Below are 22,484 nucleotides of genomic sequence, written 5' to 3' on the forward strand. Positions count from 1 at the left end.
AACCTTTTAATGACCAAAAACTTTTTGCATTTGCCTATCAAATGCACTAATAGAGAACAAATTTTTGAAAGTTTTTCTAGTATTAGAACGCATTAGTAAAAAATCTGAAGCTCCCATCTTACTAATGTCTTCCACCACTTCAGGTAAATTATTGTGATTTAAATTAAATCCAATATAATTTTCATTTACTAAGTTAGTTGTATCTGCTTTAATTGAGTTTATTATGGGTAATCCGGCCTGAAAATAATCTATTGATTTCATTGTCAACCCCACACAGACTGATTCTTTCATAATATTCAAACCAAAATGACACATATTGAATATTTTTTGCTTTTCATTAGTGTTAAAAATCTTCCCGTGATACACTACTTTAGCGCCTGTACTTTTTATTTCATTGATTAGAGTGTCTCTATTTTCTCCATCTCCAATGATGTGAAGGGTAGTTTGCTTAATTTTATGTATTTCTTTTACTAATTTCTTGATCTTAGAAATATCAATAATATTATTTATTGAACCCAGATAGCACAAATTGATTTGATTAAAATCTAAGTTAGGCTCTTTTTCTGCAGTACTGTCTTCTTTTGCTAGGTATATTGTATTAGTTCTTACTTTAGATAAAGTCTTTTTTAGAACTGACTGGTACAAATCACATTCTGTTATAATTTCATCAGCATATTTTAAGTTACTATTTCTTAATGATTTCCAAAAAGTAAAAGGAGGGACATTTTCCACTTTCCCCACTGGCATTGTTTCTGGCCATAGATCTATCAAATCAAATACGAGCTTTACCGGCATATTGTTTTTTTTATAATTTGCAGCTAGTTTCGCTAGTGAATTGGGTGGGAGTAAAACATACAATAAATCTGGTTTAATCTGTTCAACTTTTATAAAAGCATTCTTTGCAAAGTTGTAATGCGAATAAAGTCTCGCCCCTGATAAATTTTTATAATATGGTTTTGTATTTACAAAAACAGTATTTTTCTTTTCCTCTTTACGAAATTCTTTCTTGAAATGCCTAAAATTTGATTGTATGACTGTTACATCATGACCATTTCGAGTAAAAAATTCATTTATTAAATCCACTCTATCCTCATAAGTATCAAAACAATTTACTATTACTACACTCATTTTCTTCTCCTCTTCAACTCAGTAAGTTCAATTGATTCTTTAAAGTCTCTGATTTGGTAATTATCTTTATATTCGCTTAAAGATTTTTCATAAATTAAGTTTCCAAATAACTTGTTAAAGACTAAGACTTTTGAAGTCAATACTCTAATTATAGGATTAAAAATTTTTGTAAGGTGAATATTTTTTTTGTGAACGTATCCAATCATACGAACCATTTCACTTGTTCTTACATACTCTTTATTCTGTGGAAAAAATATTCCTTTTTCAAAGTTATCAATCATAAGTTTAATAAATTCACAGAGATTATCTATATGTAACATACTCCTGTAATTTGGGTAATCAGGGAAAAAAGGGAGGATAAAAGGTAATTTTGCGAGTTTTGAATAATTACCTTTTGAAAATTTGCCGAAAATCATTGGGGGTCTTATAATGACCACTTTAAAGTTTGCACTGTCTAATAATTTTAATCCTTTTTCTCCTTGTAATTTACTATCCCCATAAAAGTTACTTGGAGTAGGCATTGTGTTTCCATCAATCACTTTTTTGTCCATACTGCCATCACCATATACAATAATACTGCTTAAAAATATAAACTGTTTTACACCTTCTGCTTTAGCCTTTTTTGCGGTTTCAAGAGTTAGATCACGGTTCACTTTATAATATAGTTCTTCCATGTTAGGATCAGTTGAAACATGAGCAATTCCTGCAACATGCACTATAACATCATATATCGAAAAATCTTTGTCCTTCCATTCCTCATCTTTTAGACTGATGCACTCCACAGAATATTCATCTGGAGAATGCCCCAGCCAATGAGCTAAATTCTTACCTATATAACTAGTTTTACCGGTAATTAGAACTTTTTTAGAATTCATTTAGACATGTTCTCCTTACTACTTGCAACCTGATTCTTTACTCCAGTTCCACCTTCCACTACTCCATCACTCTTTACTACACTAATTAAAGTGCCTAAAAAGCACCTCACATCCATTCTAAGACTAATATTCGATACATATTCACCATCTAATTTGGCTTTTAATTCTATAGGAAGCTCATCTCTTCCATTTATTTGTGCCCACCCCGTTAAACCCGGTAAAATATTATTTGCACCGTACTTGTCCCGTTCAGATATTAAATTATATTGATTCCATAGTGCTGGTCTTGGACCAATAATACTCATATCACCTATGAAAATATTTAAAATTTGGGGAAGTTCATCAAGTGAAGTTTTTCTTAGGATTTTACCCATTTTTGTTATATACTGTTCCGGGTCATTCAACAAATGAGTTGGAATGTCTTTAGGAGCATCTATTTTCATGGTACGGAATTTAAGGATATTAAAATAAGTCTTATTAATCCCCATCCGTTTTTGCTTAAACAAAACGGGCCCCTTTGAATCAATCTTGATAGCAATTATAAGAATTACAAAAATCGGGAATAAGATAATTAGTCCTATTAAAGAGAAAAGAATATCTATTATTCTTTTGATCTTCCTATACATCCAACTACACTCCTTTAATTCCTAAAGTATATTAGGACTTAATTAGACGCTTCAATTCAAATCAATTAATAATCTACTAAACCAAAAGTAAGAATTAATACTTTTATTTGAAAGCAAGTGATATTCAATCTTAAATACAGATAATACCTATCCGCATTAAGCATGATAGGTACTCTGCTAATTTAAAAATAAAACATACAATTACTCTGTTACTTTTTTTGTAAGCAACTCCATATATTCAAGAACCTGAGACCTTAAACTTTCACGCTCTAATGCAAAATCTAATGTAGCCTTGATAAATCCAAATTTGTCGCCAACATCATGGCGCTCTCCTTTAAACTCATATCCTACGACCCTCTGCATTTCATTTAACTTCTTAATAGCATCAGTTAGTTGAATTTCACCACCTGCGCCAGGAGGAAGGTTTTCAAGAATTCCAAAGATTTCTGGACGAAGGAGATAGCGACCCATGATGGCATAATTGGATGGCGCATCTTCGACCTTAGGTTTCTCTACAAGATCATTGAGTTGGAATACACCATCCGCAAAACAATTTTTATTATAGGAGATAACACCGTATTTGGATACATCTTGCTCTGGTACTTCCTTGACCCCAATAACGGAAGAATTGTAATGCTCATACACATCGATAAGTTGCTTCAGACAAGGATATTCTGGAGAGTGCACGATATCATCGCCTAGTAGTACCGCAAAAGGTTCATTTCCGATAAAGCTGCTGGCACATGAGATGGCGTGTCCTAGTCCCAATGGTTCTTTTTGACGTATATAGTGAATATTAGCAAGTTTAGAGATCTCTTGTACTTCCTCAAGCTGATCGTATTTCCCTTTCTTCGCAAGCGTTTCTTCCAGTTCATATGATTTATCGAAATGATCTTCAATGGCACGTTTTCCACGGCCAGTAACAATGATTATGTCTTCAATCCCAGAAGCTACAGCTTCTTCGATGATATATTGAATAGTCGGTTTATCGACGATTGGAAGCATTTCCTTCGGCTGTGCTTTGGTAGCTGGCAGGAAGCGGGTACCCAGACCTGCTGCTGGGATGATGGCTTTTCTTACTTTTTGCATAGCTGACACTCCTTTTTAATTGGCACTCTTCATGAGAATGCCTTCATTTTTATTGGCAAGATCCAATACATAATTGGCAATGTATTCTTTGTCGAACCCATGGTGATTTTCAATTAAGTTGCTCACGCGTTCAAAATCAAATTCCACGGTTCTGCCTATGAATATCTTAGGGAAGATTTCCTTACTATGGACTTCGTTCTCTCCTAGCAGCTCTTCGTACATCTTCTCACCAGGACGTATACCTGCATAGCTGATACCAATCTCATCCATCGAATAGCCAGATAGCCGGATCAGATTCTTGGCAAGATCTACAATCTTAACAGGTTCTCCCATATCAAGGACGAAGATTTCTCCTCCACGAGCCAACGCCCCGGCTTGAAGAACCAACCTTGATGCTTCAGGAATCGTCATGAAGTAGCGTGTCATATCCGGGTGGGTGACGGTTACGGGGCCACCGGCCTGAATCTGCCGTTTGAATAGAGGAATGACACTCCCTCTACTGCCTAGGACATTACCGAAACGAACGGCGACGAAGCTTGTATCACTATGTTTGTTCAGATTCTGGATGATCATCTCGGCAATACGCTTTGTAGAGCCCATGACGTTTGTTGGATTAACGGCTTTATCCGAGGAAACAAGGACAAAGATCTTAACTCCGAATGTATCGGCCGCTTCGGCGACATTCTTCGTGCCGATAACATTGTTCTTGACGGCTTCCTTTGGATTATACTCCATAAGGGGAACATGCTTATGGGCTGCTGCGTGATAGATGACATCGGGCGTGTGCATTTCCATCACTTCAAAGATGCGATTACGGTCCTGGATATCTGCAATAATTGGAACGATCTCGATATCGGTTTTGTACTTACTTCTGAGCTCCATATCGATTCCATAGATGGAGTTTTCCCCATGTCCTAATAATAACAGTTTTTGGGGTTTAAACTTGCTTACTTGGCGACAAATTTCCGAACCGATGGAACCACCGGCACCGGTGACGAGAATCGTTTTTCCTGTGAGCTTCTCCGAAATGCTTTGGGTATCAAGTTCAACGGGGTCCCTACCGAGAAGATCCTCGACTTGTACGTCGCGGAATTGATTGACCGAGACCTTACCAGAGACGATATCCTCAATCATTGGCATGATCTGCGTCTTCGCTGACGTTTTACTACACTCTTGATAAATTGTTTGGATATCTTGCTTGCTCATGGATGGGATAGCGATGATGATGTTATCAACCTGCAGCTTCTCTACAAGCTCAGGAATATCTTTCGTTTGACCAAACACTTGGACACCGTAAATCTGAAGTTTGTACTTTTTCGGGTCATCATCAACGAATCCAACAGGCAATAGCTCTGTGTCATAATTCTTGACCAGTTGTCTCACAAGCATGGACCCAGCTGATCCTGCACCTATGATAAGGGCACGCTTTATCTCGTGTTTCGGTTTAATGTAGTGGTCCCGGTACATCCTCCATGAGAATCGGGAGCCACCGATAAGAAGGATGTGCAGCATCCACGTCACGGCCATGACCCTGACATAGACATCGTGGTTGATTAAAATTTGCATACACGCGGTGGTGACAATGGACAGGGTGATGGCCCGTATGATGGCAACCATCTCCCCAACGCTCGCATATTCCCATGCCTTTTGATATAAGCGATAGATGAAAGCGAAAAGGTGATGACTGATCAGCAAACAAATCGAGCTGAAGATCAGGGTTGGGATGGTGAAGACCTTAAGCGTTGGATTAAGAATGAAATAACCTGCATATATAGCGGTGAGGACGATGATGGAATCTAGCACCATCAAGAGCGAAATTCGCTTTGTATAGCTCAATTGGACTCCCCCTTAGTAGATTGACGACAAATGAAATACCTAAGGAAAACATATAGTCTCGGCTATATCCTTACCTTAGGCATCCAGATATGAACAATATTTAACAACAAATGAACATTTGGACCCACTTCTAAAGATTTACTTTTTTCCGTAATTATCATAAAATAATAATCAGGCATCTAACCTGTCCTCACATCACCCCATCGACGACAAGCGTCTAAGGCGCGGAGTCTCCTCCCGCCCACAAGGTGATCGAGTGCCTCCGATTATAATGGATAGGAGGCATTCCCAAAATTCTACTGTTGTCTGATCCTTCTGATTCAGCTTCACTTCCAACGACAATAGTACCTTAGGACCTTAATAAATATTTGTATGAGTTAGAAGATTCCGAGGAATTTTTTCTTTTTGATCCGTTCGGGAATCTCTTTGTATATGTTCTTACCATCAATGAGAAGTTCGGCATTCTCTGTAAAGTAGTAGATCATGTCGATGCCGTATTGTTTCTCGATGGTATCCATGGCTTCTGCCATTTTGAAGGTGCGGTTCTTGACGTTATGGGCATCGGACGCGACGAAGTGAGTCAGGTTCGCTTCAATCATCTGTTTAGAGAACTTCTGGATGTTCTTCCCGAAGTATCCCGTGAGAGAAGCTGCTGTCACCTGCGTGATGGCCCCATTCTTCACGAGCGTATACAGCTTGTCCGGTCTTTCCATGAGTTCGGCATTGCGCTCAGGATGTACGATCACTGGAGTCAGTCCTTCATTCTGCAGATCATAGAACAATCTCTCCGCATACCCCGGGACTGAGTTTGAAGGGAATTCCACAAAGAGATAGTGGGATACTTGGTTAAGTGTCAACAGCTCACCTTTCCGGTAATCCTCCACCATTTCCCCATAGATCCTGGTCTCCTGCCCTGGAAGCACCTTAAGGGCGATCCGCTCATCTTTGAACGTCTTATTCAATTCATCTACCCGATGCAAGATGTCGGTGCGTACATTCTGATACTTGCCGTTTCGATGATGCGGTGTCGCAAGGATCGTATGGATCCCTTCCGATACCGCCTTTTTGGCTAGGACGATGCTATCCGTATAGCTCTGCGCCCCATCATCGATCCCTGGTAGGATATGACTATGGATATCAATCACGTAAGACCCCTCCCCCTAAGGGTATTATCAAACCTCGTACCATTTTACTACATGTACAGAAAATGTAAATAGGTGAAATTTGTCGAAAATTAGTTATTTCTTACCGTAATAATAATAGCTTGTATCTTTGATTTCACGGTTGTTCAAGATAACGCCTAGTAGTCTTCCATTTGTTGTATCAAGAAGTTCTTTAGCCTTCTTGGCGCTGTCTATCTCCGTTGTACCTGAGCTTAGAACTAAAACTGTACCATCACACTTATTTGCCAGCACCTGTGCATCCGTAACTGCTAAGAGAGGAGGCGTGTCGAAAACCACTAGGTCATAATCTTGATAAATGTCGTTTAACAGTTCTTCCATTGATCTCGAGCTTAATAGCTCTGCTGGGTTAGGAGGAACAGGTCCACATGTCAGAAGATCAAGGTTCTTGATATCTGTCTGATGAACCACTTCACGGAGTGTTTTCTGACGTGAAAGCGCAGAGGTAAGACCGAACGTATTATTTACATTGAAGGTGTAATGAGACGTGGGTTTCCTCATGTCCCCGTCGACAAGCAGCACATTTTTGCCTTCTTGGGCAAATACCACCGCAAGATTGGCAGCTGTGGTGGACTTCCCTTCTCCCGGTCCAGACGATGTGACCATGATGGAGCGGATTTGTTGATCGATGGAGGAGAAGTTGATGCTCGTCCGGATGGTTTTATACTGTTCTGATATAGGGGATTGCGGATTGTCATGGGTGACAAGCTTACGCCTTGTGGACATCATGAGCTGCTTTAGCTTTTTGCTCTTTTTATTACCCAATGCGCTCACCTCTTTCTTCGATGGTTCTTGATCTCTTCTCTGCTTTGGTTTCACCGATTTTGGCAATGGAACCGAGGACTGGTACTCCGAGTACCTTCTCGACATCCTGTTCCGTCTTGATGGTGTTATCCAGGAATTCAAGCAGGAACGAAATCCCGACACCGATCATGAGACCGACAACCATGGCGATGGCAATATTCAGTAGTGGCTTTGGCTTCACTGGAGACTGCTTTTCGCCCACTTCCGCTTTCGTCAAGATTGTGACGTTATCCACATTCATGATGTCAGGAATGTCTTTTTGGAAGACTTCGGCGGTCTTATTGGCGATTTCTGCTGCTTTTGCCGGGTCGGTATCCTGAACGGCCAAGCTGACTACCTGAGAATCATTTTGATTCGACACGGTCATCTTTGATTGGATGTCGCCTGTCTTCATATCAAGATCCTTTGAGACTTTGTCCAGTATGACAGGGCTCGTAATGATCTCCTTATAGGTATTGATGAGCTGTAGGTTGGTTTGGATTTGTCCGGGATTGTTGTAGGCGGATTGATCGGATTTAGACTGATTGACGAGCAGCTGAGTCGAAGATTGATAAACCGGGGTTAAAAGAAAAAAACTTACCCCTCCACTGACTAAGATGGCTGTAAGGGTAATGAGGATGATCAGGCTCATTCTCTTCCTGAGGGTTTGCATTAATTCGCGTAAACTGATGGTTTCTTCCATGAAGTGCCTCCTGTAACTCTTGAAAAAATATGTAAGATTCTTTCAGATTTAGTTGTATTTCAGTGAAAATCTTGTCATAATTTTAAATAAATTGTAATATTGTTGCCATTACTATCTATTAAACTACAGATTTTTCTATTTGAAAAGGTTATTTTCAATTTTAGTACATATTTCTTGGCGGGACATTTATAGGGGGTATTTAGGATGAAACATTTTTTATTGGTGGTCCTTGCGCTGGCCTGTGGCGCCGTGCTGATCATGGGGAATCTTTATTGGCAGAATCGTACGGGACAAACGACAGAAGACCCTAAAGTCGAATCGAAACCTGTGTCGGCAGTGGCACCGAAAGACACAGAAGAAAAAGAAGAGAAAAAAGAAGAAAAAGACCTGACGGCCAACTGGCCGAAGGAAGCAAGAGAGTTATATAAGAAGCGGGTCGAAGACGATGAGGCCTTTAAGATCACCATTATCGGGTCACTTGCTCTCGGAGCCAGCGAAGGCGGATGGGCTCCTCAATTAAAAGAAGCCCTGCTTTCAGCCTACGGTGATTCCATTGAAGTAAAGATCGATGAATGGGACACTACTTCAGTTGAATTCGTGAACAGTTCCGACGTGGAAGATGCATTGGAGGGAGCTCCGGATCTTGTCCTATGGGAGCCGTTTACGTTAGTCGATAACTCAAACGGCGTCGGACCGGTTCAGAATCATGACAGCATCCTCATATTCGATCGGAAGCTCCACGAAGCTAATGAAGAAGCCACTCTGATCCTTCAACCGCCCCATCCTATAGAGGCTACGTATTATCCATTGGATGTGGACGAACTCAAGACGTTTGCTGAGGAAGAAGGATTTAGGTACCTTGATCATTGGAGCGCATGGCCGGATGATGATAGCCTGGCAGACTATTTGATTGATGATCAAGATACCCCAAATGCCAAGGGCTATACCGTGTGGAAGGACTATCTGGAAGAGTACTTCATTGAAGACTAGCCATTTGGCTGGTCTTTTTTTGACTATATAATAGAAGAAATTAGTAAGCGTTTTCATTCAAGGCACTTTCACTACTTCTGAAATGATAAATATTTTCTATCCATATCTGACAAAATCTGATATGTTATTAACTAGGTTAAGGAAAAGGTAGGGAAACGTATATGAGATCAGATAAACATAGTGGTAAGAAGAAGAGAAAATGGCCCAAGGTCGTTGGAATCGTTTTGCTTCTCCTCGTTCTCGGAGGGGGCGTGTATACCTACACCGTATGGCATTCACTGAATGATGCGGTCGGTGCCATGCATGATCCTGTTAAGAGAGAGAAATCCGAGAAGCGAGCTGAGAAAGTGACATTTAAGGAAAAGGATCCATTTTCAGTACTCCTGCTTGGAACAGACGGTTCCTTCGAACGGAAAGGTGATGTGGGACGCTCTGATTCCATGATTGTCCTGACAGTAAATCCGAACGAAAAATCAGTAAAAATGTTGAGTATACCTCGTGATACCCGTACAGAAATCGTGGACAAAGGAACTGTTGATAAAATTAATCATGCCTATGCTTTCGGATCCGCTAAAGGCGGACCATCTGAAGGTGCTGAATGGGCCATGAATACCGTTGAAAACATGCTCGATATCCCTATTGATTACTATGCAACGATCAATATGGATGGCTTTAAGGATATTGTAAATGCAGTAGGCGGTGTGACCGTAAATAATGACTTAGACTTTACTTATGAGGGAATTCATTTCGCTAAAGGCCAAGTAGAGTTGGACGGAAAAAAAGCTCTCGCCTTTTCACGTATGAGATATGAAGATCCTAGAGGGGACTTTGGGCGTCAGCTACGACAAAGAGATATCATCCAGGGAGTTATCCGCGAAGGAGCCAGTCTATCAAGCCTCTGGAACTTTGATGATATTTTCGACGCTCTTGGAAAGAACGTAAAAACCAATCTATCGTTTAAAGAAATGGTGGATATTCAAAAGAATTATAAAGATGCTGCCGGTAAAATTGAGCAAATCGATATTAAAACTGGACAAGGTAGTAAAATTGATGGCGTCTATTACTACATCATTCCAGATGCTGAGCTTGGCGAAATTCAATCTACACTTAAAAAACATCTTCAAATCTAAAAAAAACGCTTGGGAATTAAATCCCAAGCGGTTTTTCTCATGCTTCTACAGCAACTTCCTTTTTCTTAAGCGTGAAGAATGTAATGGCGAATCCGACACCAAGGGCAAGCAGAATCCCAATGATGGCGTACGGGAAGTACGGTCCGATGTAGGCAACGAGGCTCACGATGCTGGACAGGATGTACCCGTAGATGCGGACGCCCATGATGGCAAAGAATGCAGAACCTGCCATGCTGGCAAGCGTACAGGCAAGGAACGCTTTCTTATAGCGGATGAGGACACCGAATAGGGCCGGCTCCGTGATTCCGAGCAGCGCCGAGATGGCAGCTGATAGGATAATGGATTTCTCTTTCTTTCCTTTCGCCTTGAAGAAGACGGCGAATGTTGCTCCGGCGATGGCCATGTTGGTCATGAAGAACATCGGCATGAGCATGTCGAAGCCGTTGTCTGCGAAGTTCTGCAGGGCGATCGGCGTCATGGCGTGGTGCATGCCGAAGACGATGGCGATCGGACGGATACCGCCGACGACGATTCCGGCTAGTACCGGAGATAGCCCGAATAACATTTCAATGAAGGCAGCAAGCAGGCTTCCTACATAGGCACCCAGCGGCCCGGTTGCGATCAGGGCAAACGGGATGGTGATGAACAGGGTGAGCGTCGGGGTGAAGACGGTACGGAGGACGCTCGGCATGAACTTGTCGACGTACTTTTGGATATAGCTCATGGCCCAGATGGATAGGATGATTGGAATAACGGTGGCACTATAGTTGATGACCGGTACCGGCAGACCGATGAAGGTGAACTGGCTGACTTCTCCGAGCTTGGCTGCATCGAGTAAGGACGGATACATGAATCCTCCTGCTACGGCAAGGGCCAGGTACTGATTCGTCTTGAAGATATTCGCGGCCGATGCTGCCAGGAAGAACGGCAGGAAGTAGAAAACGGCGCTGGCGACGAGATCCAGGATGATGACGGCATCGCTTTCTTTATTGAGGACTTCGAGGGCGATGAGCCCGGCGAGGATCCCCTTGATCATCCCCGCTCCGGCGATGGCCGGTACGATCGGTCCGAAAACGCCGGATACGATGTCGAGGAGTGCTCCGAAGAACCCTTTCTTTTTCCCCGGTGCCGCGCTTTTCACGTCTTTTGTCCCGAGCTCTGCGGTCAAGGCTTCGTGGACCTTCTGGACGTGGGTGCCGACCACGATCTGGTATTGATCGTTTGTGAGCTGATCCCCCATGATGCCGTCGAGCTCTTTTACTTTGGAACGGTCGATGGCGTCAAAGTCGTGCAGGTCGAAGCGCAGCCGGGTCATGCAGTGCCACACCTTCTTAATATTATCTTCTCCGCCGACAGCGGTGATGATCTGTTTGACCAATTGTTGATCTCCCATGTGAAACCCTTCTTTCTGTCTGTGATGGTGTCGTTGATTAGCCATATCGTAGCACAGGGATCCAAAATTGAAAACGTTTTATAAAATACCAATCATAACACCAAAACCCTTGATACATAAGGTTTTTTCGTTGTTATCATCAAAATTGGTACGGTAAATACCACCTATCCCTTGTGAAAACATGACCAAATTGACCGCGGTGATTTTCCTGTGTTTTACTTGAGTCATCGCAAACGAAATGGAAGGTGTGTCCACATGGAACCGAATCTTATTACACATATAGAAGCTGTCGTCACGAACCCCCACCGTCATAACTTTGTTGTCGTGAAGGTGGAGACGAGCAGCGGCATCACCGGGTACGGCTGCGCGACGTTCCAGCAGCGTCCCCTCCCCGTCCAGATGGTGGTGGAAGAATACTTGAAGCCGATCCTCATCGGCCGGAACGCCCATGATATCGAGGATCTCTGGCAGATGATGATGGTGAACTCCTACTGGCGGAACGGCCCGATCATCAATAATGCCATCGCAGGAGTCGACATGGCCCTTTGGGATATCAAGGCGAAGCTTGCCGATATGCCACTCTATCAATTGTTCGGCGGAAAATCGAAGAGTGCCATTGCCGCGTATGCCCACGCCGACGGTTTGACGCTGGATGAACTATTTGAAGGTGTCGATGCCCTGGTGGAACGTGGATTCCGCCATATCCGCTGCCAGCTCGGGAAGTACGGAGGGAAGAATCACGCCATGCATCTGCCGGATCAGCTCATGGACGGGGAATACTATGATCCCGATATCTACATGCGCGATGTGGTAAGGATGTTCAAAGCGCTCCGTGAGAAGTACGGATATGAACTCCACTTCCTTCATGACGTCCACGAACGCCTCTCTCCGAATCAGGCGATCCGCCTGGCGAAGGAGCTTGAGCCGTATCAACCGTATTTCCTTGAGGACGTCCTCCCTCCGGATCAGAATGAGTGGCTCGGTCAGCTGCGGAGCCAGACGACGACACCGATTGCAACGGGTGAGCTCTTCAACAATCCGATGGAATGGAAGGATCTCATCGTGAACCGCCGCATCGACTACATCCGCTGTCATGTGTCCCAGATCGGTGGCATCACGCCGGCCTTGAAGCTCGGGGCCCTTTGCGCGACATTCGGCGTACAGATCGCTTGGCACGGTCCGTCGGACATGACCCCGATTGGTGTTGCCGTGAACACCCACCTCAATATGTTCCTTCATAATGCGGCCATCCAGGAGGTGCAGGAGCCGGAGGATGTAATCCGCGAGATGTTCCCGGGTACCATCGAGGTGAAGGAAGGCTATATTTACCCGATCGAACGGGCAGGAATCGGAGTCGGCTTTGACGAAGACATGGCGAAGGGGTATCCTTGCGTGTACAGGAAGCACGAATGGACCCAGTCCCGCCTGCCGAACGGGACGATCCATACTCCTTAACGGAAGGAGAGGATGAGATGAAGAAGCGGGAATTCATCGCCGATGACCTGCTGAGCAAGATCTATCAGAATAAGTACCCGCCTGGCGGCAAGCTCCCGACGGAACGTGAGCTTGCCGATCAGTATGGGGTGTCGCGCTATACCATCCGTGAGGCGCTGAAGAAGCTCCTCAACATCGGGAGTATCCACGTTGTTCAGGGATCTGGGATCTTCGTCACCGATACGATCACCCAGAGCCCATTGATCTCCAACTCCCTTCAGGAGAAGAAGTTCAAGGACATCGAATCCAAGGTCGTCTACTTGAAACGGGAAAAAGCGTCAGCTTCATCCCAGCGGATCTTCGACAGCCAGAGTGATGTCTGGTCCTTCAAGCGCGTGCGTCTCGTCGACTACCAGAAGGTGCAAATCGAAACGTCCCTTGTGCCCGTGGAGCTCTTCCCCGATCTCGATGAAGGCGTGATTGCCCAGTCGGTTCATGAGTATGTGCAGAAATGCGGATATGATATCTCTCATTTTATCACGAGCTACAGCGCCGTGAATGTCTCGAAGGAAGATGCGGATCTCCTGAACTGCAAGAAAGGGCTCGCCGCCATGAAGATCGTGAACCGCGGGATCCTGAAGGACGGTCAGGTGTTCGAATACAGCGAACTGATCAACCTCGATTATTCGGTCTCCTACTTCACGCCGTTCAATACGAACAAGCATCAGTTCCGGAAGAACTGAAGAAGCGAGCCCCAGGGGCTCGCTTCTTTTATGTTCTCAGGATGCTTAAAACGTAGACCAGTACGGTCCCGCCCTGGATGATAGCCGGGACGAAGGCGTATTCGTTCGGCAACACCCAGTACAGGACCATGCTGACGATGAGAATCGGGATGACTACGAACAGCCACATCCTCACCTTCCGATTGGATAGGTTGAATTCGAACCGTTCCATACTTGTCCTCCTTCTCTTTATCTGGTTTCCCTTGTCTGCTTTTCAAGATAATCCTTTTCCTGTTTGGCGGATAGAAGTCCCTTTGCCTTCCCGATGTTGCCGCCCATGAGACGCCAAACGGTGTTGTGGTCGCTTACGGCTTGTGAGAAGTCCCCTTTTTGCCATCGGGTGAGGATTTCCCGGTACTCTTCATCGTTCTTGTATGTTTTCTCATCAAGCTGCTGCAGAAGGAAGGCGATCCGCTCATCGGTGATTTCGAAGAAGGACCATTTCTCCCCAGCCCTCACCTTCTGATGGGTCATGGCGTGGATGTATTGGCGCATCAGCTTCTCCGATATCGGGGTCTTGACGTCTTCTTCAAATGGATTGCCGTCCACCTCGGCTGCAGATACTTTATTCGGTTTGACCGCAGCCGCCGGATCCCCGTTCCGATCTTCTTGAGCCGTCTTACGGTCAGGCTCGAGATTTCCAAGGGTCATATACACACCTGCGATCGTCACAAAAAGGACCGTCCCCAGAATGATTCCTATCCACTTCTTGCTCATAAACGTCCCCCTTTTTTCTCTCATGGTAGATATTTCTATAATGGAGGTGCTCCCTCCTCCTTCCTGCAATAAAAAAAGAGCTCATCTAGAGCCCTTATCTTACATGACCTTCAAGGAAAGGTTCCCTTTATTCGTTTGATAGAGGACCGGGGTCAACCCCTTCCCCTCCAGTTCATATTTCCTCTCTGATTCTTTTGCTACCATGACCGATTCGTAGTCATCGTAGCGCAAGGATAGGATGTATTTCCCCTTCTCGAGGAACGCAAAGGTTTGTTTCGTGAATGTGAGCGTGACGAGATGTCCCGTCTGTTCCACTGCTTCTGCCACGATGAAGAGGTCTTCGATGAACTCCCGGTTTTGGAGTTCGACGGCTTGGATGTCAGGAATGCGGTGGCCGGTCAGTTCGACTTCCATGATGACATCCTTCCCACTTTTCCTTTCTTCGACTACCTCCGCCTGGACGGGGACTTCAATCGGAATCGTTGTGCCATCCGATAGCCTGGCGACGTTGTATGGCATTCCATCTCTCTTCTCCTGGCTGCTGTCCCCGTTGGTGGTAGCCCATTCGGCCAACGCAACTACCCGGTCATATTCCCTGTTCACAAGCAGGGAGAAGTATTCTTTGTTCAGTGGCTTTTTGATTGTTTCCTCCAGTGTATACGGACGATTGTAGCTGGAGAAGATCGAAAGGACCTCTTGAAATTTGGCAAAGTAAGCCTGCTGATCCTCACTTTTCACGAAGTGCTTCCTGTTGAATAAGCGGGTGATGCTGTCAAACTCCACCAGGCGGTTGACGATCATCTTCTCTTGTTCCGGAGGCAGTCCTTTATCCAAGACATACTTCAGGACGGTGATATTGGTGTCCATCTTTTCGATAATATCGGTCTGTTTGGTCAGTGATTGGTTCTCTGCATATCGATTGATGTAGTAGACAGGGGCCGTCGTGGTGGAGATCTCCCCTACGTGCGTGAGGATATCGATGAAGAACCGCTTATCCTCGGCATATTTCATCTCAGGGAACCGGAACTGATGCTTCCTGATGAAGGAGGTGCGCATCATCCTGGCCGTCGGTCCGAGGTGGTAGAAGATATGGGGGATCTCATAGGGTGACACGTTCTTCCTGACCTTGCAGGACTCATATCTCCCGATGAGCTTCTCCTTCTTCCCGTCCACCTGGATCGTCTTCCCGACAGCATAGTCGGTGCCTGCCTCTTCCATCACGCTGTGCAGCTGACGGATTCCGTCGTGATCCAACCAGTCATCTCCATCCAGGAAGGTGACATAGGTTGAGTTCGATAGATGCATACCCAGATTACGGGGATAGGCAGGGGTACCCGTATTTTCATCCAACAGCACGACGACGATATTGGGATACAGCTTCGTGTACTTCCTCAGGATATGGCGCGACTTGTCTGTCGATCCATCGTCGACGAGGATCAAGGTGATATGGGAGAACCCGATCGTCTGGACGATGACCGAATCGATTGTCTTCTTCACGTATTTCTCCGCATTGTAGACCGGGACGATGACGGTCACTTTGGCATGCTTACGCAATGCAGCCTGGTTGTATATGGTATAAGGGATGCGATCAAAGGTCGGATCTTCATTCCTGGTTGTAAAGGGTAGAATGTTTTTAAGAATCATGATCATTCTCCTACTGAATGGATTATGGTGCACCATGACCATACCCGTTTTTGGAGAGGGCGACACACACTGGACTCTGGTAGTTATACCCATACAAAAAGGAGCTACCCATGAGCAGCTCCTTTTCTGATTTATTTCACTCGAAGAGACAGATTTCCCTTTACCGTGCGATAGAATTGATACGAATTCTTGCCGCTCTTCAGCTTGCAAACGGCTTCCGCATCTTTCAGCACCATGAGTCTCTCGTAATCTTCATACCGGAGGGCCATCATATACTTTCCTTTGCCGACCTTCTCCATATCTTCAGGCGCCAGGGTGATGGTCACCATACTGCCCGCCTGCTCGACTTGGCCCGCTACATTGTATACTTCCGTGATGTAATCACGATGCTGGAAGTCCACGCCTTGGATCTCAGGAATGTCATGCCCCTTCATCTCGACCGTGAAGGTGACGCCATTTCCGGTCTGCTTCTCACTGACGAGCTTGGCTTCAACCGGGATTTCGATGTTCACATCGGTGCCGTCCGCAAGATGCGCAACGGTGTACGGCAGTCCATCAATGACTTGATACGAGCGCTCGCCATTGAATTTCGACCAGGTCGACAGCTCGATGACTTTATCATAATCCTTCTGGGCAAGATAGGTGAAGTAGCGTTTGTTGAGCGGCTTCTTCATAATATCTTCCAGCTGATAGCTGCGGTTGAATGAATAGAAGACCCTCATCACTTCCTCGAACTTCTGGAAGTACGGTGTCCGGTCTTCACTGCGGATAAAGTGCTTCCGGTCGAATAGGCGCGTGATGCTGTCAAACTCCACAAGGCGATTGACGATCATTTTCTCTTCTTCTTCAGGAAGATTCTTCTGCATCACATATTTCAGCACAGCAATGTTCGTATCCATCTTCTCGACGATATCCGTTTGTTTCGTGAGTGACACATTATCCGGGATACGGTTCAAGAAATAGATCGGCTCCGTCGTAGTCGAAATTTTGCCTACCTGTGTAAGGACATCGATAAAGAATTGCTTGTCCTCGGCAAACTTCATCTCCGGATAGCGGATCTTATGCTTCTTGATAAACGATAACCTCAGCATCCGGGCACGCGGTCCGAGATGGTAGAAGATATGCGGAATCGAATAAGGCGATACATTCCTACGCTCCATGCACGATTCATAGCGACCGATGATCTTCTCTTCCTTGGAATCGATCTGTACCGTCTTCCCGACGGCATAATCACATTTGGTTTCTTCCATGAGCGTATGAAGCTGACGGATCCCGTCGTGCTCCAGCCAGTCATCGGCATCCAGGAACGTGATATATTCCGAGTTTGCAAGATGGGCCCCGAGATTACGCGGGAACGCAGGCGTCCCTGTATTCTTCTCGAGGAAGATGGCGACGATATTGGGATAGAGCTCCGCATAGCGCAACATCATATGCCTAGATTTGTCCTTCGAACCGTCATCCACAAGGATCAAGGTAATGTTCTGAAATCCGTGTGTTTGGACAATAACCGAATCCACGGTCTGTCTCAGGTATTTCTCTGCATTATAAACCGGGACGACGACAGCAACGTCAGTCTTCTTGGTGAGTGCTTTATGATTATGAATGCTGTATGGAATCCGTTCGAAATACTTCTCGTCTTCACTCTTCGTGAAGGGTAAAAGGTCTTTTAATTTCATATTCATAGTCTCCTAATTCGTGATATGTTCACAAATATTATGGTCGTCTGCTAACAGCCGGACCAATAGTTCATTCTATCAGGACTTCAAATAAATAACAACTTGCAGAGGAATCCACCTTTTCAGATATTCATTAGACGCATAGAGGTCCTAAAAGGTTTCGTTCATTTTACAAAAATCTACAAATGAATCTTTTCTCCTATTATACAAAAAAAGCTGTGAGACAGCACCAGCGTGCCATTCTCACAGCTCTATGTTCCATTTAGAAACGTTTATATCCGACAAACTTCGGAGCCCAATACGTATTATTCAGTTTCGTCACCACAACGCCGCTGTCAGATGCATGGATGAATTCCCCGTTGCCGAGGTAGATTCCCATGTGGCTGATGCCGGCTTTGTATGTATTTTCGAAGAATACGAGGTCACCCGGAACCGGATTGGAGACGGATTTCGCCTGGCTATAGTAGCCTTCCGTGCTCGTACGGGAGATGGAGTAGCCCGCTTCGTTGAATACATAGTAGATGAACCCACTGCAGTCGAATCCGGACGGCGTCGTACCGGCCCATTTATACGGGGTGCCGAGGTACTTCTTCGCCACGTTCACGACCGTGGATGATGACGGGGTCTGTGTGCCCGTGCTTGTGGTTTTGACCGTTCCGGTTGAAGTGGAAGTAGAGGTCGAGCCGCTCACCTTGAGCTTCTGACCGACATAGATCGTGTTGGACGTAAGCTTATTCCATGACTTCAATTGTGAAATGGTTACATCATATTTGTACGCGATGTAGGATAAAGAGTCACCGGATTTGACCGTATAGCTTCCGGACGTCGACGGTTTTGAAGCCGTAGTGGTCGAGGTCGAAGTGGACTTCGAGCTTCCGGACACGATCAATTTTTGACCAGGATAAATCAGGTCACTCTTTAGATTGTTCCATTTCTTCAGATCCGCTACATACACATTGTACTTCTGACCGATCTTCGACAGGTAGTCACCGGACTTCACGGTGTACGTGGTAGTAGATGATGATGACGTTGTCGATTTCGACACTTCCAATACTTGATTCACATAGATCATATCGGACTTGAGTTTGTTCATGGATTTCAGACTTGAGACACTTGTATTGTATTTAACGGCGATTCCAGAAAGCGTATCCCCAGACTTTACTTTATAAGAGGCAGCCTCAATCGAATCGACAGCCATAGATGACAGAACAGCAGCAGTTGTAAAAGCGATTATCGTTTTCTTCAAGATCTTTCTCCTTCGCAAATAATGTCGTTTTTGCACGCCTACCCATTATCTCCGAACTAGTCCGATAGGTTAATAGGCTTATTTTCTTATGTGAAGAAAAACATGGAAGAAAGCCCAGTATAATCACGTTTAGTAATTTGTGGTAATGATGGTAGTTTGGTTTGTTCATAGGTGGTTTGGGGTATTTATGGGGGCTGTTTCCTATATTGGGGGCTTTATAAGGAAGGAATTAACATGTTTTGGGATATTAAGGTATAATACTAATCAGAACGGTTTACCGTATTTTGAAGAGAAATGGGGTTGAATGTTGAAGAAGATTTTGCTTTTTTCTTCTATATTGTTTGTCGGGATTCTCGCGGGGGGTTTGTTGTGGGTACAGAAAGAGGGAGAGACTGCTCCCCTGTCGATGAAGGATAAGATCGAGGCTGCTGCTCAGGAAATCCATGTCGAGGAGATACTGCAGAGCCACTTGATTGAGGATGGGTTAGAAGCGGTTTTGTTCCTTCTGAAGGACGATCGGATCGGATACGCCCTCGTAAAGGATGATGAGATTCACCACGTATTATGGACGAATACAAATCAAACCTATGATCAGTACCAACATCACGTCATATTGCTGGGGAAGAAGGAAGATCCCGCCCATACACGTCTGACGGCGACGATTATACGGCCTCTTGACCAGCCGAAGAACTATCGTACGGTTGAGCTGGGAGAGGGCGAGTATTATCTGGAATCCTTTGAGATTCCGAAAGAGGATGAGCAAGTTCGTTTTGGGGAAGATGGATGGCGGTTTAACTAATGTTGATTAGGAAGCCTTAGTTGGATGGGCTTCTTTTTTTATGGATTGTTGAATAAGGGGACTGCAAGCGCTACTCAAATGCACGAAAATCGGCTGAAATGGAAGGCTGGCGGGGTGATTGCTCCTGTGCGCCAGCCCTTTTCTTTCAACTCTAATGGATTTACTTTCAACTGTTGCCGATTTACTTTTAACTTTCGATGATTTACTTTCAACTTTGATGTTCGACTCAATTCCCATTTTCAACTATGCTACATAACGTTCAACTTCAAGTGATTACTTTCAACTTTCATTGTTTATTTTCAAGTCTCGTGACAGCTCCTATCTAATAGGAAACTCCACCACAAACATCGTCCCTTCAGACGAGCTACTCTCCAGGCGAAGGCTGCCTCCGTGGGCCTGGGCGAGCATCCGGGAAAACGGCAGTCCCAGCCCGAGGCCGCGCGTCTTGAGTTTCTTATCTTCCCCGCGGTAGAAGCGTTCGAATACCAGCGCTTGTTCTGCTTCCGGTATCCCGCTCCCGGTATCGCTGACCGATACGGTGCAGAACTCCCCTTTCCGCTCTAGCTTCACACGCAGACTGCCTTCTGCTTCAGGGAGAGCCTGTCGGGCGTTGTTTAGGAGGTTGATGAGGATCTGCTCGACCCGCAGGGGATCCACGTCCGCTTCCATGTCTTCAGGAGGTGTCTCCACTTCCAGCTGGAACGACTCGTTCACCTGGGTCTGCTTCCACTGATTCACGATATCCTCCACAAGGTCGTTCATGGAGACGGTCTCTTTCCGCACGGGGATGGCTCCTGATGAGAAGGAGTTGAAGTCAAGAAGGTCGCCGATCATCCGCTGCAGGCGGTCCACTTCCTTCAGGGAGATGTCGAGGAATTCCTTCGCTTCGTCCTCGGTCACGACCTCGTCCTTCACCGCCTGGATTAGGCCGCTGATGGAGGTGACCGGCGTCTTCAGATCGTGGGTGACACCAGCAAGGAGTTCCGATCTGAACTGCTCTAGATGCTGAAGCTTCTCGGCCATCTGCTGGAAGGAGTCCACGAGCTCGTAAATTTCCTTCTCCTTGGCGGGTTCTTTCAGGCTGACGTTGTAATTCCCTTCGCTTACGACTCTCGCCGCACTCGCGACTTCCGAGATCGGTGCCGACAGCTTGCGTGACAGATAGTAGATGACGAGCCAGCCAAGCAAACCGAGGCTCACCAGGAGGATGGCGAGTAGCCGGTACTCCTGGTTCACTTTCCCGAGATCCTTCTCGAGGTTCAGCATGACCACATAGCCGAGGACATCATCACCGTTTTTCACCGGCTGGCTGATGGCGTACGCCTTCCCTTCTTCACCAAGGTCGATCTCTACCTTTCTTTTCTCAAAGAATGACGGCGAGATCTTTTGTGCTTGTGGCTGAGCTCCCGGTGGTCCTCCGCGGAAATGGTTCTTGTCGGAGAGGACGTTGCCTTCGGGATCGACGACGAAGGTGGACGGCGGCTCATCAAGGTTAAGGAGCTTGCTCCGCTCTTCGACGACGTCCTTCAAGACAGGCGGAATGAGGATCTGTCCGTCTTCCGTCACGATCCGGTCGGCGAGCTCCTGGGCCATGACCTGGGTCAGGTTCAGGCGGTTATCAATCGTCGTCTTCCGGATCCAGATCACCGAGATGAGGGCGATGACGAGGAGTCCGACGACGAGGGTGATGAGGTAGCGGGTCGTCCAGTAGCGGAGGAGCGTCTGGCGGCCAGGCTCTTTAGCCTTGGTGAACACTGAACTGATACCCCAATCCCCTGAGCGTACGGATCTCCCCCTGCTCCTTCGGCCACTCCTCCAGTGACTTCCGGATCCGCTTCACGGCAAGATCCACGGCGCGGTCGCTTCCTTCATAATCCATGCCCCACACCCGGTCGATGAGCTGCTCGCGCGTGAACGTCTGATTCGGGTGGTCACTCAGAAATAGAAAGACGGAAAGATCCCGCGGCGTCAGCGTGATCTCCTCCCCTTTCAAGTGAACGGTATGGGACTGGCGGTTTATTTTCAGATCACCATAGAGCCTTACGCTTCCAGTATCGTACACGGGTCCACTCCTTCTCAGAACGGCCTGGACGCGTGCGACGACTTCATCCCCGATGAACGGCTTCGCAATGTAATCATCGGCACCTGAAGTCAGCCCCTTCAGACGATGGTCCACGTCGCCGAGGGCCGTGAGCATGATGACAGGCGTCGGGGCCAGAGTCCTGATTGACTCCAGGACCGACCAGCCATCACCGTCCGGCAGCATGACATCGAGAAGCACAAGATCCGGCTGCACATCCCTATAATCCTTCATGGCCTCGCTGCCTGAGTACGATTGCACTACGTCAAAGCCGTTTTTCGTCATGTACGCCTTCAGGACCCTGGATATGGTGATTTCATCTTCAACGATCTGTATGGTTTTCATATGAGAAATCCTCCTATAGATGCATTA

At 45.9% G+C, this 22,484-nt stretch carries 21 protein-coding genes; 5 read left to right on the plus strand and 16 right to left on the minus strand.

Annotated features, from left to right (window positions below; translation table 11 throughout):
* Nucleotides 1-6: 6 nt before the first annotated feature.
* The 8 genes from AF331_RS18750 to AF331_RS18785 form a co-directional block, all read right to left on the minus strand.
* Nucleotides 7-1,128: a glycosyltransferase gene (locus tag AF331_RS18750; RefSeq protein WP_053429546.1), complete on the minus strand. Its 1,122-nt coding sequence runs from the start codon at nt 1,126-1,128 to the stop codon at nt 7-9.
* Nucleotides 1,125-2,003, minus strand: coding sequence for an NAD-dependent epimerase/dehydratase family protein (locus AF331_RS18755; protein ID WP_053429547.1), 879 nt, complete (start codon nt 2,001-2,003; stop codon nt 1,125-1,127). The genes AF331_RS18750 and AF331_RS18755 overlap by 4 nt, the downstream gene beginning before the upstream one ends.
* The gene (locus tag AF331_RS18760; RefSeq protein WP_053429548.1) at nt 2,000-2,629 is read right to left on the minus strand and encodes a sugar transferase; all 630 of its coding nucleotides are present in this window, start codon (nt 2,627-2,629) and stop codon (nt 2,000-2,002) included. The genes AF331_RS18755 and AF331_RS18760 overlap by 4 nt, the downstream gene beginning before the upstream one ends.
* 201 nt (nt 2,630-2,830) lie before the next feature.
* Nucleotides 2,831-3,718 carry a UTP--glucose-1-phosphate uridylyltransferase GalU gene (galU, locus tag AF331_RS18765; protein ID WP_053429549.1) on the minus strand — a complete coding sequence of 296 codons (888 nt, stop codon included), beginning with the start codon at nt 3,716-3,718 and terminating at the stop codon, nt 2,831-2,833.
* Between the two features lie 15 nt (nt 3,719-3,733).
* Nucleotides 3,734-5,554, minus strand: a complete 1,821-nt coding sequence (locus AF331_RS18770; protein ID WP_053429550.1) for a polysaccharide biosynthesis protein — start codon at nt 5,552-5,554, stop codon at nt 3,734-3,736.
* Nucleotides 5,555-5,931: 377 nt separating this feature from the next.
* Nucleotides 5,932-6,699, minus strand: coding sequence for a tyrosine-protein phosphatase (locus AF331_RS18775; protein WP_053429551.1), 768 nt, complete (start codon nt 6,697-6,699; stop codon nt 5,932-5,934).
* A gap of 93 nt (nt 6,700-6,792) precedes the next feature.
* Nucleotides 6,793-7,461 (minus strand): CpsD/CapB family tyrosine-protein kinase, encoded by a 669-nt coding sequence (locus AF331_RS18780; RefSeq protein WP_053429919.1) that lies wholly within the window; start codon nt 7,459-7,461, stop codon nt 6,793-6,795.
* Nucleotides 7,462-7,492: 31 nt separating this feature from the next.
* Nucleotides 7,493-8,221 (minus strand): YveK family protein, encoded by a 729-nt coding sequence (locus AF331_RS18785; protein WP_053429552.1) that lies wholly within the window; start codon nt 8,219-8,221, stop codon nt 7,493-7,495.
* A gap of 204 nt (nt 8,222-8,425) precedes the next feature.
* Between AF331_RS18785 and AF331_RS18790 the strand changes: the two genes are divergently transcribed.
* Nucleotides 8,426-9,211: an SGNH/GDSL hydrolase family protein gene (locus tag AF331_RS18790; protein WP_053429553.1), complete on the plus strand. Its 786-nt coding sequence runs from the start codon at nt 8,426-8,428 to the stop codon at nt 9,209-9,211.
* A gap of 161 nt (nt 9,212-9,372) precedes the next feature.
* Complete coding sequence (locus AF331_RS18795) at nt 9,373-10,341, plus strand: LCP family glycopolymer transferase (protein WP_053429554.1); 969 nt, start codon at nt 9,373-9,375, stop codon at nt 10,339-10,341.
* Between the two features lie 37 nt (nt 10,342-10,378).
* On the opposite strand, the gene AF331_RS18800 is transcribed toward AF331_RS18795, so the two are convergent.
* A complete protein-coding gene (locus AF331_RS18800) occupies nt 10,379-11,734 on the minus strand; it encodes a PTS transporter subunit EIIC (RefSeq protein WP_053429555.1) in 1,356 nt (451 codons plus the stop codon).
* A gap of 255 nt (nt 11,735-11,989) precedes the next feature.
* On the opposite strand from AF331_RS18800, the gene AF331_RS18805 reads away from it, so the two are divergent.
* On the plus strand, nt 11,990-13,189 hold the full coding sequence (locus AF331_RS18805) for an enolase C-terminal domain-like protein (RefSeq protein WP_053429556.1): 1,200 nt from the start codon (nt 11,990-11,992) through the stop codon (nt 13,187-13,189).
* A 17-nt stretch (nt 13,190-13,206) separates the two neighbouring features.
* Nucleotides 13,207-13,911, plus strand: coding sequence for a GntR family transcriptional regulator (locus AF331_RS18810; protein ID WP_053429557.1), 705 nt, complete (start codon nt 13,207-13,209; stop codon nt 13,909-13,911).
* A 28-nt stretch (nt 13,912-13,939) separates the two neighbouring features.
* Here AF331_RS18810 and AF331_RS18815 read toward each other — a convergent pair whose 3' ends face one another.
* The 5 genes from AF331_RS18815 to AF331_RS18835 all read right to left on the minus strand — a co-directional run bounded on the left by AF331_RS18815 (nt 13,940) and on the right by AF331_RS18835 (nt 19,233).
* On the minus strand, nt 13,940-14,122 hold the full coding sequence (locus AF331_RS18815) for a hypothetical protein (protein ID WP_053429558.1): 183 nt from the start codon (nt 14,120-14,122) through the stop codon (nt 13,940-13,942).
* A gap of 17 nt (nt 14,123-14,139) precedes the next feature.
* Nucleotides 14,140-14,667, minus strand: a complete 528-nt coding sequence (locus AF331_RS18820) for a DUF6241 domain-containing protein (RefSeq protein WP_053429559.1) — start codon at nt 14,665-14,667, stop codon at nt 14,140-14,142.
* 99 nt (nt 14,668-14,766) lie between these two features.
* Entirely contained in the window at nt 14,767-16,311 is a 1,545-nt protein-coding gene (locus AF331_RS18825) for a glycosyltransferase family 2 protein (protein ID WP_053429560.1), read from the minus strand.
* A 131-nt stretch (nt 16,312-16,442) separates the two neighbouring features.
* Nucleotides 16,443-17,987 (minus strand): glycosyltransferase family 2 protein, encoded by a 1,545-nt coding sequence (locus AF331_RS18830; protein ID WP_053429561.1) that lies wholly within the window; start codon nt 17,985-17,987, stop codon nt 16,443-16,445.
* Nucleotides 17,988-18,249: 262 nt separating this feature from the next.
* Nucleotides 18,250-19,233: a C40 family peptidase gene (locus AF331_RS18835; protein WP_053429562.1), complete on the minus strand. Its 984-nt coding sequence runs from the start codon at nt 19,231-19,233 to the stop codon at nt 18,250-18,252.
* A 406-nt stretch (nt 19,234-19,639) separates the two neighbouring features.
* Between AF331_RS18835 and AF331_RS18840 the strand changes: the two genes are divergently transcribed.
* Complete coding sequence (locus AF331_RS18840; protein ID WP_160316587.1) at nt 19,640-20,032, plus strand: hypothetical protein; 393 nt, start codon at nt 19,640-19,642, stop codon at nt 20,030-20,032.
* Nucleotides 20,033-20,350: 318 nt separating this feature from the next.
* Here the strand turns inward: AF331_RS18840 and AF331_RS18845 are convergent, their stop codons facing one another.
* Entirely contained in the window at nt 20,351-21,787 is a 1,437-nt protein-coding gene (locus AF331_RS18845; protein ID WP_053429564.1) for a HAMP domain-containing sensor histidine kinase, read from the minus strand.
* Nucleotides 21,771-22,457 (minus strand): response regulator transcription factor, encoded by a 687-nt coding sequence (locus AF331_RS18850; RefSeq protein WP_053429565.1) that lies wholly within the window; start codon nt 22,455-22,457, stop codon nt 21,771-21,773. Before AF331_RS18850 ends, AF331_RS18845 begins: the two co-directional genes overlap by 17 nt.
* Nucleotides 22,458-22,484: the final 27 nt, after the last annotated feature.

This window comes from Rossellomorea marisflavi, assembly GCF_001274775.1.
Classification (GTDB): Bacteria; Bacillota; Bacilli; order Bacillales; family Bacillaceae_B; genus Rossellomorea; species Rossellomorea marisflavi.